Below are 14364 nucleotides of genomic sequence, written 5' to 3'. Positions count from 1 at the left end.
ACCTACAGCCACGGCGCCGGCAGTGACCGGATCGAGTGGTTGCCGACGTCCTCCTACCGCCGCTGGCGTGATGTCGGCATGCGGGGCTACGGCCCGGACGGGCTGCCGACGTCGGGATTCCGGGGCCGGTGGGCAGCCCGCAACGCCGGCTTCTGCGATCTGATGGTGCGTACCGGAATGCGGCTGTCCGAGCAGGCGGCGCTGAGCATGTTCGAGGTGCCGCTGGATCGCGGTCTGGGTGGCTACCAGCGGTTCTGGTTGCCGCCGGTGATCGCCAAGGGTGGCTCGGCCCGCTGGATCTACATCCCGGCCTCGGTCGTGGCAGACCTGATCGACTACGTCGAGATCGACCGGGTCGACGTCATCGCGCGGGCCCGCGCTGATGGTGCTTACCAGCGGCTTCGCCGTCCGCTGGTCGTGGAGGACCCCGCCCGGCCGGTGGTCATGCAGCGCCAGCCGGGCGGGAGCGTGCACCGGGTCAAGGTTGACGCACCCCCGCACCAGAAGCACCACCAGGCCGACGACCGCCGAGCCCTGCCAGTAAGGTCGGACGATGGCCGCATCGTCGCCGCAGATCCTGCCACCGGACGAGTATGTTGCCCGCCTGGCCAAGAAGCGCATGGCGGCCGGAGTCCTGTTCCGCAACGAGCAGGACCAGGTCCTCCTCCTCCGCACCCACTACAAACCCCACCTCGAAATCCCGGGCGGGGCAGTGGAAACCGGCGAGGCACCGTGGACCACGGCAACCCGGGAACTCGTGGAAGAACTGAGCTGGGACCGCCCGCTGGGCCGCCTCCTGGTGTTGGACCATGTACTGCCCCACGACGACTGGCCTGAGGGCATGCTCTACCTGTTCGACGGCGGCCTGATCAACCAAACCGACCGAGACTCCATGGTGTTCCGCGACGGTGAAGTACTCGCAGCCGACTTCTGGGACCTCAACGAGGCGCGGGCGCAGATGAAATCACTGGTCGCCGACCGAGTCGCCGCAGGCTTGGAAGCGCTGGCAGAAGGCGTGACCGTGTGGTGCGAACACGGCCGCCGCGTCGCCTAACGAGCAGCCCAAGGCACGATTGCACGGCCATGAGCCCTCGCACCAGCCAGCCTTGCCTGTGCGGCTGAGGTTGTCGGTGGTGAGGGTTAGGCTGTTCGGTAACGCAAAACCCCGGTGCTGCGCACGTGGGGCAGGCACCGGGGTTCACCTTGATTGGCGTCAGGACGATATCCCGAGCACGACGTGGGCCGACAGGAGGCCCGTCACGTTGTGAGCCAGCCCATACTACGCGGTGATCGGGGCGCAGCCCCTTGAAAGGAAGCCGCGAGTGAGACTGGTCAGCGCCCATGTCATCAACTACCGCTCGGTCGATGACTCCGACAGGTTCGACGTCGAGAAGGACGTCACCTGTCTGGTCGGCAAGAATGAATCCGGCAAGACGGCGACCCTCCGGGCGCTCTACCGCCTGAACCCGGTCGAGTCGACGGCGACGTTCGACGAGGTCGTCGATTTCCCCGCCAAGCGCTCCAAGGAGCGCAAGACGACCAAGGGGTTCATCCCCGCCGTCCGCGCCACCTTCGAGCTCACCGACGACGAGATCGAGCTGGTGACCGAACACTTCGGCACCGAAGCCCTGACCACCCGCTTCCTCAAGCTTCAACGGGGCTATCGGACGGGCGGCACGTTCACCGTCGCCCACAACGAACAGAAGATGGTCTCCCACCTGGTCAACGGCCTCGACCCGACCTCTCGGGAAACGATCAAGTCCACGAAGACCATCGAGGACTTCACCGAGGCGCTGCGGGAGCTCCCCGATCGGCCAACCGCCGCGAACGAGCTGCTAACGAAGCTGGACAAGTGGGGCGGCACGGCCTGGAAGTGCCTGCACAGCCTCCTGTCACCCAAGCTGCCGAAGTTCGTCTACTTCGACGACTACGACTCCATGCCCGGCAAGGTCTCGATCCCCGACCTGATCCGCCGCCGCGACGCCGGCAGCCTCGACCGCGGCGAACAGGCGCTGCTCAGCCTTCTGGGCATGGCGGGTGCCGATCTCGAAGACTTCCACAGCACCAACCAGCACGAGCACCTGGTCCGCGAACTGGAGAACGCCAGCGCGGGCATCTCCGACGAGGTGTTCGAGTACTGGTCGCAGAGCAACCAGCTCGCGGTCAAACTGCACCCCTTCGAGCCGGAGGCAGGAGCCCAACCTCCCCTCAACGAGGGGCCGATCCTGCAGATCCGTGTCGACAACAGCCGCCACCGAGCGTCAGTGCCCTTCGATGAGCGCTCCCGAGGGTTCGTCTGGTTCTTCTCGTTCCTGGCCTACTTCACCGAACTCGAGGAAGCCGCCGAACAGGACCTGATCCTGCTGCTGGACGAGCCGGGCCTGTCGCTGCACGGCCGCGCGCAACAGGACTTGCTGCGGTTGATCGACAAGCGCCTGGCACCCAAGCACCAGGTCATCTACACCACTCACTCGCCGTTCATGGTCTCCGCCGACCACCTGCAACGCGTCCGGACGGTCATCGACCAGGACGACGCAGGCACGAAGGTCTCCGCCGAGATCTTCAAGGCCGACGAGGACACCGCGTTCCCCCTCTACGCGGCGATGGGCATTGAAATGACCCAGAGCCTGTTCATCGGCGAACACACCCTCCTGCTCGAAGGACCCAGCGACCTGATCTACCTCGACGTCCTGTCCGACGCACTCACCGAACAAGGTCGGACCGGCCTGGACCCACGCTGGGTCCCGACCCCCATCGGCGGCTCCGGCAAGCTCTCAACCTTCGTCACACTGCTGGGCGCCAACAAAATCCACGTCGCCGTCCTGGTCGACTCCAGCACCAAGGACGTCGGCGCGGTCAAGCGACTGCGCGACAACGACCAACTCGCCAAGGACGGCCTGCTGGAGATCAGCCAGTTCACCGGCACCAAGGACGCCGACATCGAAGACCTCTTCGAGCCGGACTTCTACCTCGAACTGGTCAACCGCGCCTACAAGCAGCACCTCACCACCCCGATCGCAGCAGGCGACCTCAACCTCAACGACCCGAGGACCGTCCGCAGGATCGAGACCTACTTCCGCGACAACAACATCGCGAGCGGCAACTTCGACCACTACAAGCCCGCCGCGAAGCTCCTGCGCGAACAAGCAGACCTCGTGCCCAACATCGCCGACATCACCCTGAACAGGGCAGAACAGCTCTTCACCCTGCTCAACAACATGCTGCCTTCTTGAGCCCAGGGCGGCCCGATCACATGATCGGGCCGCCCGGTCGGAGCGCACAGACACATCGGTCAACGGTCAGCTGCAAACCCCATCCATAACGAGCCGTCCTACAAGCCGAACTTCGAGATCCCGGGCGGCGCGGTGGAGGCCGACGAGTCGCCGTGGGCGACCGCGATCCGCGAGCTGGCCGAGGAGCTGGGCTGGGACCGCTCGTTGGGTCGGCTGCTGGTGGTGGACTACGTGCGTCCGCAGGACTCGCGTCCCGAGGGTGTGGTGTTCGTCTTCGACGGCGGGGTGCTGGACGAGTCCGACCTGGTGGGGATGGCGTTCGCGGACGGCGAGATCCTCTCCGCGGGTTTCCACACATTGGAGGAGGCCAGGGCGAAGGTGAAGCCGTTGCTGGCCGACCGCCTCGGCGCGGCGCTGCGGGCAGCGGAGCAGGGCGTGACCGTGTTGTGCGAGCAGGGTCGGCGCATCGCCTGACCGGGTGATGCGCCAACCCTGGCCGGTGGCGCGGCTACGCGGTCACCGGAGCTGCCGTCGGGACGGATTCCGGCCTGGGGCGTGGTGTCGGGATCACGCTGTTGTCCCCTCTGCCGGTGTGGTGTTTACCCGCGGCGCGGAAGAGGCTGTCGTGGATGCCGTCGGCGTAGAGCAATCCGCCCAGGTCGCGGCGGGTCTTGGCGGTACGGCAGTCGGCGCGGAACCCTGCCGCGCCCAGCAGCAGCGCCAGTTCGGCGGTGATGGAGTCGGCGGTGTCGACGCCGTGCGCCTTCATCGCCGCGCCCCACGGTTCGGCGTCGTCGTGGCCGGCGTCGGCAAGGTGGGAGGCCACGGTGCTGCCGAGCAGCGCGGTGACGAGTCGGGCGTGCGTGCGGCCGAGGGTGACCAGTGCCGAGTCCCGCAGCCGGGCCAGGTCCCCGGCTGCCCGTCGGGCGGTGAGTCCGGCGGTGACGGTGTCGAAGACCGCGGCCGCGGCGCCCAACGCGGTGGCGGTGACCAGGGGCCGGTAGCCGGCGAAGTGCTCGCGCAGCAAACCATCCCGTCCCCGTGCAGGACGTCCTGTGGCCGTACCGGCACGGCGTCGAGGTCGAGGATTCCCCAAGGCCCTGCTGGACTCCGAGCACGCTCGCCGCGCGATCGGCGAGGTCGCCGTCCCCTACGGCTCCTGCAGCGAGCCCAGCAACGTCGCCGCGGGCGGCGATGACTGCCCCGTCCGGTTCCGCTGCGTCGGCTGCGCCCACTTCTCCACCGACATTTCCTACCTGCCCGACCTGGAGGCTTACCTGGCCGACCTGCTGCGCAACCGAGAACGGTTGCGGGCGGTCGTCGACGCCGACGACTGGGCCAAGGCCGAGGCCATGCCCTCCGACGCGGAGATCAGCCGCATCCGCCAGCTGATCAGCCGGGTCAAGGCCGACCTGGACGACCTGACCGAGGAGGAGCGCGCCCAGATCCAGAAATCGGTCGCCGTCATCCGCGCCGCCCGCAACAAGGTCGTCGGCCTGGGCATGCCTCGCGTCCGCCAACCCCTGCCCGACATCCGCCCCGAAAGGACGGCATGAGCAACACCATGATCGACGGGCGGCGCGCCGACTCCGCCCGCCGTCGTCAACGCGTCATCAAGGCCGTCAACGACGCGACCAAAAGCGGCGCGGAGATCAGCGTGTCAGCCATCGCCCGCGCCGCGCGCGTCGACCGCACCCTGATCTATCGGCACCCCGACCTGCTTGCCCTGGTCCACACCGCACAGCCACCCCACCGGCCATCGCAGACGGCGGTCCTCAGGTCACTCGGACCTCGTTGCAGGCCGACCTGGCCAACGCCAACGCCCGCCTGACCCGCCAAGCCAGCCACATCACGCAGCTGGAGCGCAGGCTCTCCGAGGCACTAGGCGAGCAAATCTGGAAGGAGTCCGGGCTCGGCGCCCCGACCGACGTCGACCACCTCCAACGCCGGGTCACCGGGCTCGAGCAGCAGGTCGTCGACCTGCGAAACCAGCTCGACGAACGTGACCAGGAGCTGGACGCGGCGCGAGCAGCAAACCGTGAGTTCATGGCGCGCCTGAACCCGAAACTCCTGATCGGAGACAGGCAGCGGTGGTCATCGCGGTCGAAACTCCGCGATGACCACCGTTCAAGACTCACCGGATTCCGCCGCCCTGTCCTGCCCGTCTCGCTTGTCACCGCTGTCATCCCCGGAGTCGTCACCCTCCTCCAGAGCCCGCCCCTCGGAAAGCAGGATCTTCAGCACTCGCTCAGCGATCTTGCGCTCCTCAGCGGAGGCCGTTACATCCATCGCTTTTTTCTGCGCAACGCGGATGCGATGCTCACGGCTCAGTCTAACGATCCCTTTCGAGACCCGCTCAAAGTAGTGCACAATCAGCCCCACCGTCAGCGCAAGCGCCAACCACTGCGCATTCTCCGCAGCCGCCTCGAACGCCGAAATAACGCGCAGGAGTATTCCGTTCATACGTGTTCGACTCTCTTACTGTTTTTCCGGGAGAGAGTCGAAACACGGAGCTACGCAGCCGCGCGAACCATCTCACCGGAGGCCAAGGAAAGGGCACCTTGTTCCATCGGTGAAATGCCGGGAGCACGAGGCGGACGCCCCAACTCAAGAACTACATGGCCAGGAGGGTCACATGCGCGCGAGACTAGCCGCTCCTCACGAGCGGTCGCCGTCAGAGCGGCTCGCGATTGACGCGACGAGTCGGAACGCCGACCCAGCTCCACCAGTCGCTCCAGGAACCGCTCGAGGACTTCCCATGGGCCAAGCCACTCGAACCGTCGCTCATCGGACTCGTCTGCCGAACGGTCGGCTTGACTCTTGGCAATGACCACCAAGATGAGATTGTCGCCAGTCGTACAAAGATCGGGACGACTCGGCTGCTCGTCAAGCGACGAAGGACCTACGGGGCAGACTTCCGAGGGAGGCGTCTTTCGATCGACTACAGGCCGCAACCATAGCGGCTCGCTCGACAGGTCTCGGGAACCGTCAAGCTGGTCCAGAAATGCCGCGATAAATTCATGCGACCAGGAAAAGCTTCTTTGAAACCGGGGGATTGCGAAGTCGACAAGATTCGCGACCTCACGGGCAGAAAAACCCGATGCCGCTACAGTTTCATTGTGAAGAACAGACCGGATGCGCAGGAAATAACTTGTCGGCAAGTATTGTGCTGAGTCGATGAGGATCGGCAGCACAGATTGAATCCTCATTGAGGGCAGGTCGCCCACCACGGAGCCGCACGAGGCGCCGTCGAGGTCGGTTTGCACCATGCGGCGATTATCGCACACAGGCGGACGCCGCCGAGAGGGGGCGCACGGCGTGTCGCTGATGCCCTCGTCGATACGACAGCACACCAGCCCGACGGTCATGATCCGACGTTCACTCACATTGACTGCCTGGTGGTCGACTGGCCCGCTCATCAACGAGTCAGCCACGGAGTCTTGCCACTGACAAGCCGCCTTGCACCACACCTGTCGTGATCACTAAGCTATGACGGCAATGCTACTGAGCTGCAGAAACCTGCCTCCAGAGACCGCTCGCTAGTCAGCAGCCCCAGAGAAGCGGCGATCCAGGTCTTGCGGCCGGAGACGAGCCACGTGCCGTCGGCGGCGGGTACTGCGCGGGTACGGGTGGCGGCCGGGCGGGATCCGCCGTGCGGTTCGGTGACCGCGATGCCGGCCAGTTCGCCCGCCAGCAGGCGGGGAAGCCATTTCTGCCGGGTCTGCGGACTGCCGTGGCGGGCGATGAGCACGCCGTGTCCCAGTCCGGTGGCGTCGCGTAGGTCGAGGTCGCGGTAGCCGCACAGGAACTGCGCGAACATCCCGAACAGGTGATCACGGGCGTCGGCGTGGCCTTGGACGGCCAACTCCTGCCGGACGGCCAACAGTCTGCGGCTGCGCTCGGCCCCGGCGGGCAGGTCGGCGCCCACCGGGTACGCGGCCAGTGTCTGATCCAACGCGGTGGCCAGCGCCGTGAGCCGTGTCCAGTCGACCTCGTCGGCCGGGTCGATCACCGGCCGCAGTGGGTGCAGCCAGCCGGTGATCGCCTCACCGGGCGCGGTCGGGTTCATCGGACCTCCCCGTGGACGCGGGCCGGGTGGCCGTAGGCCAACGCGCCGGGCGGGATGTCGTGGGTGACCAGGGAGCCGGCCCCGACCAGGGCGTGCTCGCCGATCGTCACCCCGGCCAGGACCACGCAGCCGGTGCCGACCTTCGCTCCGATGTCGAACCGCGGTGCCACCAGGGTGGGTTCGCGGTGCGGGTCGCGCCAGGACAGGGTCTTGTCGTTGATGGTGCGCACGCCCGCGCCAAGGAACACGCGGTCGGCGAGGACGGTGGAGCTGGTGATGTGCGAGCCGGGTGAGCAGCGCACGTCGCGGCCGATACGGGTGGCGCGTTCCACGGTCAGGTGGTGACCGAGCTGGGCGTCCGCCCCGACCCGCACGGCGGTGCGCAGCAGCGTGTGGTGCCCGATCAGCGTGTTCTCCCCGATCTCGACGTCGGCGTAGACGACCGCGCGGGAACGGACCACCGCGCCGGCACCGATCACCGTGCCGCCTCCGGCGCCGGGGCGGATGCTTCCGACCGCGTATCCGAGTTCGGGTTTGCCGATCACGACGTGTTCCTCGATTCGCGCCTGCCCGTTGAGGGTGGTGCCGCCGTGGACGACGGCGAACGGGCCGATCACCGCGCCTGCGCGGACCACGACCGGTCGCGGCTCGCCCAGCTCGTCGGCGGGCAGGAAGATCGCGAACCTGCTGATCACGACGTTCGTGTCGGCGTACAGCAGGCCCGCGCGATCCAGCTCGGCCGCGGACAGTTCCTGCCTGTGGCCGAGGGTGGGGTGGTGAGGGCGGTCATCGTGTCCTCCGTCCGCGGCGGGGACGGGTGGGCTGCCGCGGCGGTCTCCAGGACACCCCGGCCTACCCCACCGGCCTGCGGCTTTGCCGAGGATGGCGTGCGGGTTTGCGGGGTATGCAAATCCGCCGGGACGGACGGTGATCGGGTGGCTACGATCGAAGCTCCTGGTCTGATGCGGGGAGCGCAGACGATGGAACCACCGCGAGCGATCTGGCACACCGACGAGGTCCGTGCCGCCGTCGAATCCGGGGACCTCGGGGCGATCGTGCGCAGCGTCCGTCACGCCCACCACCTGACCCTCGCCGACCTGGCCCGACGGTGCGGCTACTCCGTCTCGACGTTGTCGCGGATGGAGCGGGGCAAGCAGCCGCTCGGTGACGTGCGGGTGCTGCGCAGCCTGGCCAAGGCGCTGCGGATTCCGCCTGCCCTGCTCGGGCTGGCCGACACTCCCCGACGGTCCGTGCGTGCCGCAACACCCGTCGCTAGGGTCGGCGTCATCCTGATGCCGGGCGAGGGGACCGATTCCGTGCGTCGACGCACGCTGCTGACCGGACTGACCAGTCTGGCCGGCACCGCGATGCTCGGTACCTCCCCTCAGGGCTTGGCCGTAGGCGATCCGGTGGCCAACCACCGGTTCACCGCCTTCGGCCCGACCGGGGTCGGGCTGTACCGGATCAGCATCGCCAGAGTCCTCGGCGACTTCGGTACCGCCGTCGAAGCCGCGCGGCGGATCGACCCCGCCGCCATCCCGCTGGTCGAACGCCGCGCCCGCTACTGGTCCGACCTCGCCCGCTCATTCCACCAATGGGGCAAACCCGAACAGTGCTACCGCGCGCTGCTCGCCGCCGAACACGCCTCCGCGGACGAGGTCCGCTACCGCAAACCCATCCAGCAGATCACCACCAACCTGCTCCGGCACCCGACCGCGCGCGCCCTGCCCGGTCTGCGCGCGTTCGCCACGCGCACCGGCACACACGCATGACGGACAAGGCCGACGGGACCGCGTCCTCGTGGACCTGTCCGGAGTAAGCAGACTTTCCCGATACCGGGACGACGTCACACCACGGGCGCGGGATTGTCGTGCAGTTCCAGCGACGGTGGTTCGGCAGTGACCGGGGCGCCGTGAGGGTTGTCCAGGTCACGGATGAACCCATCGTCGCGGAAGGTGACGAGCTTGTCGAAGCCGCGGTGGTGGGTGGTGGGGATGTTGTTGTCGATGATGATCAGCTGTGCGTCGTCGTGGCGGCCGCCGAGTCCGCGGCGGGCGGCGAAGTAGTCGACGGTCCAGGAGTACATGCGGGCGGCCAGCCGCTGGTCGTGGTCGTTGCGGCCGAAGTTCTTCTGCGGGGAGTCCAGGATCAACAGCGTCGGCAAGCGGAAGTGCTGGGGGTTCTCCAGCGCGTAGACGAGCAGGGTCAGGCTGTAGGCGACGGACACGGCGGTGCGCGAGCCGCCGCCGCGTTGCTCGAAGTCCTGTTCGTCGACCAGCGGCGTCCAGGTGTGCGGGTCGAGTCGGGCGCGGCCGGTGGCCCAGGGAAGGCCGAAGGCGTGCACGATCCCGCCGAACAGGCTGTCCAGTTGCCGGCGGACGTCGACGGGGTCGTGCAGGGTGGCGGCGAGATCGGCGTACTCGGTGCGCAGCTGCTGCAGCCGGTGTTCCTCGGAGATCAGGTCGGCCAGGTCGTCGGCCAGGCGCTGGTGGGGAACGTGGAGTCGCTGCAGGGTCTCGAGCCGGGCGCGCAGCGCCTCGCGTTCGGCGGTGGCCGCGGTGACCGCGTCGAGGAACGGGGTGACCACGAGCGTCGTGCGCCGGTCGAGCTCGGCGCGGGCATGGTCCCATCTCTGCTGGGCCAGATCGTAGGCTGCCCGCGTGGCGGCCAGGTCCCGTTCGGCCTGCTCCAGCGTGGCACGGGCGGCGTCGCGGGCGTGATCCAGACGGGCCTTCTCCCGGACCTGGGCGGACCCGGGCAGCGGCAGTGTGCACAGGCTGCAGTGCCCGGGCGGCACGACACGGTCGGCCAGCGCCGTCTCGCACGCGGGGCAGCTTCCGTACAGCAGCGCCAACTGCTCGCGGTCCTCGGGCGAGGCGTTCTCCACGGCGGACAGCCGGTCCAACGACCGGTCCAGGGCGGTCACCTTGTCGACGGCTTCCCGGTGGCGGCGGGCGGCCCAGTCCTCGCCGTCGCGGGCCCGGTGACGCCTATGATCCGCCTGCTCGACCTGCAGACGCAGGTGCTCGGCGAAGCGGGTCGCGGCCGAGGCCTCGTCGGTCATCCGCCGCACCAGGTCGTCAGCCTGCTTTTCCTGATCGCGCAGTCGGCTGAGGTCGGCGGCCAGGGTCTCGAGGTTGGTGGTGTCGGAGGCGGCGAGGAAGTCGCGGATCTGCTTGTGCTGCCGCCGGCGGCGGACGATGTCGTTGTTGAGGTCGGTGATGGTGCCGGCGAGACGTTCCAGTCGCGGATTGCTCAGGTTCAGCAGCAGGGTCAGCGCCGCCAGCCGTTCGGTGTGCCGCTCCGGTGGGCGCACCACGAACCGGTCGATGTCGTCCTGTCGGATGTGCAGGAAGGGCAACAGGTCCGAGGCGAAGTCCAGCCGTTTGTCCTTGGGCAGCCGCACGGAGGCGAAGTCGTCGTCCAGACCCAGCCGGGCCAGCAGCCAGTCGGAGATGCTCTGCCGTCCACTGTGCGCGCGAACGTGGAACACCCCGACCGGCGTGCCGTCGAGGTCGGCCACGGTGACCGTCCCGGTAGACCGGCGTTCCCGGCACAGCAGGTAGGTGCCGTCGCCGATGCTGATCTGCGCCCACGGCCACTACACGCACGTCCATCGCGCCGCGGAACACCACGGCGTCTCCGAGCACGTAGTTCAGGCAGCCGACCATCGACGTCTTGCCGCGATCGATCGGGCCGACGATGCCGACCAGTCGACCGTCCAGGCTGTACGGCCGCTGCCAGCCCGTCCGCGTCTTGATCTGCACCCACCTGATCCGCAGCCTGCCGCTCACGCGTCGGCGTCCTTTCCTCGGGCCGGCAACACCATGAGCGTGCCCGTTGACCACGTGTCGCCGTACCCGGCCCGGTCGTCACCCGGCCGGGTAAGCCCGACGCGCCCGGCCGGGTCACGGGGATACAACCAGGGCCTGCGTGGGCGCAGCCTCGAACCCGCCGGGTCGCCGGCGGCCACGGCCGTTGCCATGATGCGGTCATGGCGGCACACGATCCGCGCGATGCCGATTCGCGGTCTGCCTGGGATGCACTTCCGGAGCAACGTCGCACCGTCCTGCTGCGCAGACTCGGGCCGCGGCTGGGGGAGCAGGGCGTGCGGGACCGGGTCGCGGGCGCCGCCCAGTCCACCTGCCGGTGGCGGTGGATGCGGGTCCATCTCGGGGATCCGTGGGCGGTGCCCGGTGATGACGGCCTCTTTCACCTGGCGGTCGGTGATGTCGTCGTCTGCAGTCGAGTCTCGCCCGAGCGGACGACGACCACACTGTCGGACACGTGCCATCCTCGTCGACGGCGGTTCTACCGTCTGGCCGGATCGACCGGACCGGGCGCCGGGATACGAACCGTCGACTGGACGGTGACGTTCGTCGGGGCGCCAGTGCCTCCGAATGACGTGCCGCCGGGATCACGGTGTGTCTATCCCTCAGGACGCAGCGACTGGCCGCCGTACGTCGACAATCGCACCGCGCTGGGCAGGATCCGCCGGACACTGATCGACCTGTCCGCGGGCCGGTGCCAGGCGTGCGGCCTGCGGATCGGGGTGGCGGTCGACCACGACCACGACACCGGCAGGGTCCGCGGCCTGCTGTGCAGTCACTGCAACGCCCACGTCGACACCTGTCCTCATGTCGACGGCTGTCCTTGGGCGGATTACCTCGCCGCGCCCCCGGCAGCGCCGCTGGACCTGTTCTATCCGCGACACGATCGTCGCCTCCGGCCGCGCCGTCCACGATCGGATCGGTGACGGCACCGCATAGCACCGGCTCTGTCGAGCGTGTGGTGGATCGACCGTCGAGGCCGCCGCACCACACGATCGAGTGGACGACGTCGTGAGCTGTTTTCATGATCTACGGCACACACAACCCGACCGGCATGACGAACAAGCCGCTGTTTCACACCGTGTCCGAGGCCGCGCGCATCCTGCGCGTCGCCCCGTCGACCTTGTATCGGGCGATTCGCGAGGATGCATTCCCCGCGGTGCGCGTGCGCACTCGGTACATCGTTCCCGCGAAGGCTATCGAGGCTCTGGCCTCCGGCGCGACACAGACGGGCGGAGTGCTCGATGTGGCCGCGATGGTGCAGGAGCGGCAGGCGGAGCGGGAGTTGGCACAGCGGTGGCACTGAGTGTCGCGGTGAACCAAGGCCGGCTCCAGCAGAACTTCCCACCGATCGTACGATCGCACAGCCGTCGCAGGGGATGACAGACACTCCCGGGCCCGTCCGCGCGAGACCGCGAACGGCGTCATCCACCGGTGCAACAGCAGCAGGCGGTCGCGACGACGAGCCTGCGGTCGGCACGCCGTGCACAACCGATCATGTGTCCGGCGAGCCGGTCAGGCGCTGGCGCACCTGGATGGCCAGCGCGACGACCCGATCGTGGGAATCGGCGGAGCCGAGTGCGGCGTCGACGAGCTCGAGCGCCGTCCGGACATCGGCGGAGGGCATGGTCGCGTCGACGAGCGCGCGGTCGAGCTGCTGCAGACCGTGCAGCAACTCGACCGGATCGCGATGGACCAGGCCGGTGCGCAGAGCCAGGAGGGTGGCGTCGGCGGAATCCCGAGCCAGGTGAGATGCATGACCTGCCGGTGCGTGGTCCGCAGACGGACGCCCGGCCGTCGCCCGGGCCTGCCGTAGGGCCTGTTCGACGATGTCGACGGCGGAGCGGTCGGGGTGGCGGGCGGCCTGGTTGTAGACGCGGTTGGTGGTGTCGACGGAGGCGTGGCCGACGTCGGCTTGGACGTCGGTCATGTCCGCGCCGCCCTCGGCGGCGGCGGTGACGTAGAAGTGGCGCAGCAGGTGCGGGTGCATGCGGTCGGCGAGGTCGGCCAGCAACGGGCCGGCCGCGGCCGCGAGGCGTCGCAGCAGCGCCCACACGTCGCGGGGGTTCAGCGGGTCGCCGTCCCGGGTGACGATCAGAGGGGAGCGGCGTGCCCCGACCGTGCCGAGTCGGGCGGGTGTGGCGGTGGCGTCGTGTCGGTCCCGTTCGGCCAGGTAGTCGTCCAGTGCCCGGGCGGCGAGATCGGAGAGGTACACCACGCGGGTCTTGCCGCCCTTGCCGTGCACGTACAGCGCGCGCCGTCCCCTTGTCGTGTGCAGATCCTCCCGTCGCAGCGTCGTCAACTCGCCCACCCGCAGCCCCAAGGTGAACAACGCGACGATCGCGACCGCGCGCAGCCGCTGCAGCGGCGATCGGCCGCGCCGCGGCGCCGCGGCGGTGGAGAGCAGACGGTCGGCCTGGGTCGCCGTGAGTACGATCCTGCGGCTGGTGTCGCCTACGCTGCTCAATGTCAGGCCGCGCCGGTCGAAACGCGTCGGGTCGACGGTGACGGCGCCGTGCTCGGCCCAGAACGCGTACAGGCTGCCGACCACGGCCAGCCGATGCGACCGGGTGCTTTTGGGCACCTCGGCGGCGTCCATGTCCAACTGCCAGCGTTTGACGTCCGCCGCCGTGGCCCGCAGCGCGTGCACACCGTGACGTCCGCACCAGCGCAGCCACGCCAGATCCCGGAACCGGCCCGGGCGAGTCGGTGGTCGTCGGGTGCCACCGGTCGGACGCGGGGGTGCGTCCACAGTGTCCGTAGTGGACAGTGGGGTGGTCGTCAGCGCACGTACCCACGCCCGCTCCAAGCCCAGCGCGTCGGCGTAGGAGAACCTGGTCGCGGGGGAGCGGTAGCCCAGCAGCCACTCCGCTACCAGTCTCTGCGCCTGCCGCGTCTCGTCCTCCCCCGGCCCGTCGACGTCCGGCACCGTCCCCCCGACCTTCACAGGTCGCTCTGTGGACGATTCGCGCACGGCTGATCCGTTGTCGCCGGACCCACCATGATCCGAGTCGGGGTGTCGGCGAGAGGTCAAGGCACGGTCAGGCACGCAACGATCTTAGATCCGGCGACCGAACCGTCATCGGCGCTCGTCCCGGCAGACGTGGATTTTCATTCGGGGACGACCTCCCCGGCCGGCCACGACGTGGCGTCCACGTGGAGCCGACCGGAGCCGGTGCCGGGTGGCGGTCCAGATCACCCGGTCGTGCGTTTCGGGCGGTGCCGCCAGGCC

The 14364-nt window shown here is 68.7% G+C and carries 15 protein-coding genes; 8 read left to right on the top strand and 7 right to left on the bottom strand.

What is annotated here, in order from left to right:
- Nucleotides 1-553 precede the first annotated feature (553 nt).
- The 3 genes from ACFQ3T_RS00720 to ACFQ3T_RS00710 all read left to right on the top strand — a co-directional run bounded on the left by ACFQ3T_RS00720 (nt 554) and on the right by ACFQ3T_RS00710 (nt 3707).
- Nucleotides 554-1054, top strand: a complete 501-nt coding sequence (locus ACFQ3T_RS00720; protein ID WP_380718560.1) for an NUDIX domain-containing protein — start codon at nt 554-556, stop codon at nt 1052-1054.
- Between the two features lie 268 nt (nt 1055-1322).
- Entirely contained in the window at nt 1323-3233 is a 1911-nt protein-coding gene (locus ACFQ3T_RS00715; protein WP_380718558.1) for an ATP-dependent nuclease, read from the top strand.
- Nucleotides 3234-3287: 54 nt separating this feature from the next.
- A complete protein-coding gene (locus ACFQ3T_RS00710; RefSeq protein WP_380718665.1) occupies nt 3288-3707 on the top strand; it encodes an NUDIX domain-containing protein in 420 nt (139 codons plus the stop codon).
- Between the two features lie 34 nt (nt 3708-3741).
- Here the strand turns inward: ACFQ3T_RS00710 and ACFQ3T_RS00705 are convergent, their stop codons facing one another.
- Nucleotides 3742-4260, bottom strand: a complete 519-nt coding sequence (locus ACFQ3T_RS00705) for an acyl-CoA dehydrogenase family protein (protein WP_380718556.1) — start codon at nt 4258-4260, stop codon at nt 3742-3744.
- A gap of 28 nt (nt 4261-4288) precedes the next feature.
- Here ACFQ3T_RS00705 and ACFQ3T_RS00700 point away from each other — a divergent pair, with 28 nt between their 5' ends.
- On the top strand, nt 4289-4789 hold the full coding sequence (locus tag ACFQ3T_RS00700; RefSeq protein ID WP_380718554.1) for a hypothetical protein: 501 nt from the start codon (nt 4289-4291) through the stop codon (nt 4787-4789).
- The gene (locus ACFQ3T_RS00695; RefSeq protein WP_380718552.1) at nt 4786-5064 is read left to right on the top strand and encodes a hypothetical protein; all 279 of its coding nucleotides are present in this window, start codon (nt 4786-4788) and stop codon (nt 5062-5064) included. The genes ACFQ3T_RS00700 and ACFQ3T_RS00695 overlap by 4 nt, the downstream gene beginning before the upstream one ends.
- 296 nt (nt 5065-5360) lie before the next feature.
- Here ACFQ3T_RS00695 and ACFQ3T_RS00690 read toward each other — a convergent pair whose 3' ends face one another.
- The 4 genes from ACFQ3T_RS00690 to ACFQ3T_RS00675 form a co-directional block, all read right to left on the bottom strand.
- Nucleotides 5361-5696, bottom strand: coding sequence for a hypothetical protein (locus tag ACFQ3T_RS00690; RefSeq protein WP_380718550.1), 336 nt, complete (start codon nt 5694-5696; stop codon nt 5361-5363).
- 50 nt (nt 5697-5746) lie between these two features.
- Nucleotides 5747-6502 carry a hypothetical protein gene (locus ACFQ3T_RS00685; protein WP_380718548.1) on the bottom strand — a complete coding sequence of 252 codons (756 nt, stop codon included), beginning with the start codon at nt 6500-6502 and terminating at the stop codon, nt 5747-5749.
- A 218-nt stretch (nt 6503-6720) separates the two neighbouring features.
- Nucleotides 6721-7302, bottom strand: a complete 582-nt coding sequence (locus ACFQ3T_RS00680; RefSeq protein ID WP_380718546.1) for a hypothetical protein — start codon at nt 7300-7302, stop codon at nt 6721-6723.
- Nucleotides 7299-8375: a hypothetical protein gene (locus ACFQ3T_RS00675; RefSeq protein ID WP_380718544.1), complete on the bottom strand. Its 1077-nt coding sequence runs from the start codon at nt 8373-8375 to the stop codon at nt 7299-7301. Before ACFQ3T_RS00675 ends, ACFQ3T_RS00680 begins: the two co-directional genes overlap by 4 nt.
- On the opposite strand from ACFQ3T_RS00675, the gene ACFQ3T_RS00670 reads away from it, so the two are divergent.
- On the top strand, nt 8265-9074 hold the full coding sequence (locus tag ACFQ3T_RS00670; protein WP_380718541.1) for a helix-turn-helix domain-containing protein: 810 nt from the start codon (nt 8265-8267) through the stop codon (nt 9072-9074). The two genes, ACFQ3T_RS00675 and ACFQ3T_RS00670, sit on opposite strands and share 111 nt — an antisense overlap.
- A gap of 74 nt (nt 9075-9148) precedes the next feature.
- On the opposite strand, the gene ACFQ3T_RS00665 is transcribed toward ACFQ3T_RS00670, so the two are convergent.
- Nucleotides 9149-10825: a coiled-coil domain-containing protein gene (locus ACFQ3T_RS00665; protein ID WP_380718539.1), complete on the bottom strand. Its 1677-nt coding sequence runs from the start codon at nt 10823-10825 to the stop codon at nt 9149-9151.
- A 471-nt stretch (nt 10826-11296) separates the two neighbouring features.
- Here ACFQ3T_RS00665 and ACFQ3T_RS00660 point away from each other — a divergent pair, with 471 nt between their 5' ends.
- Together ACFQ3T_RS00660 and ACFQ3T_RS00655 are read left to right on the top strand one after the other, a co-directional pair.
- Nucleotides 11297-12058, top strand: coding sequence for an endonuclease domain-containing protein (locus ACFQ3T_RS00660; protein WP_380718537.1), 762 nt, complete (start codon nt 11297-11299; stop codon nt 12056-12058).
- A 98-nt stretch (nt 12059-12156) separates the two neighbouring features.
- Nucleotides 12157-12438 (top strand): helix-turn-helix domain-containing protein, encoded by a 282-nt coding sequence (locus tag ACFQ3T_RS00655; RefSeq protein ID WP_380718535.1) that lies wholly within the window; start codon nt 12157-12159, stop codon nt 12436-12438.
- A 189-nt stretch (nt 12439-12627) separates the two neighbouring features.
- Here the strand turns inward: ACFQ3T_RS00655 and ACFQ3T_RS00650 are convergent, their stop codons facing one another.
- Nucleotides 12628-13782: a tyrosine-type recombinase/integrase gene (locus ACFQ3T_RS00650; protein ID WP_380718533.1), complete on the bottom strand. Its 1155-nt coding sequence runs from the start codon at nt 13780-13782 to the stop codon at nt 12628-12630.
- Nucleotides 13783-14364: the final 582 nt, after the last annotated feature.

Source organism: Saccharothrix hoggarensis, assembly GCF_042678885.1.
Classification (GTDB): domain Bacteria; phylum Actinomycetota; class Actinomycetes; order Mycobacteriales; family Pseudonocardiaceae; genus Actinosynnema; species Actinosynnema hoggarensis.
Note: the sequence above shows the minus strand (reverse complement) of the source record. Positions and strands in the feature narration are given on the sequence as shown.

Excerpts from the sequence above, each read along its gene's own strand:
- ACFQ3T_RS00720 (WP_380718560.1), top strand. The coding sequence starts at position 554 with ATGGCCGCATCGTCGCCGCAGATCCTGCCACCGGACGAGTATGTTGCC.
- ACFQ3T_RS00695 (WP_380718552.1), top strand. The coding sequence starts at position 4,786 with ATGAGCAACACCATGATCGACGGGCGGCGCGCCGACTCCGCCCGCCGT.
- ACFQ3T_RS00690 (WP_380718550.1), bottom strand. The coding sequence starts at position 5,696 with ATGAACGGAATACTCCTGCGCGTTATTTCGGCGTTCGAGGCGGCTGCG.
- ACFQ3T_RS00685 (WP_380718548.1), bottom strand. The coding sequence starts at position 6,502 with ATGGTGCAAACCGACCTCGACGGCGCCTCGTGCGGCTCCGTGGTGGGC.
- ACFQ3T_RS00680 (WP_380718546.1), bottom strand. The coding sequence starts at position 7,302 with ATGAACCCGACCGCGCCCGGTGAGGCGATCACCGGCTGGCTGCACCCA.
- ACFQ3T_RS00670 (WP_380718541.1), top strand. The coding sequence starts at position 8,265 with ATGCGGGGAGCGCAGACGATGGAACCACCGCGAGCGATCTGGCACACC.
- ACFQ3T_RS00660 (WP_380718537.1), top strand. The coding sequence starts at position 11,297 with ATGGCGGCACACGATCCGCGCGATGCCGATTCGCGGTCTGCCTGGGAT.
- ACFQ3T_RS00655 (WP_380718535.1), top strand. The coding sequence starts at position 12,157 with ATGATCTACGGCACACACAACCCGACCGGCATGACGAACAAGCCGCTG.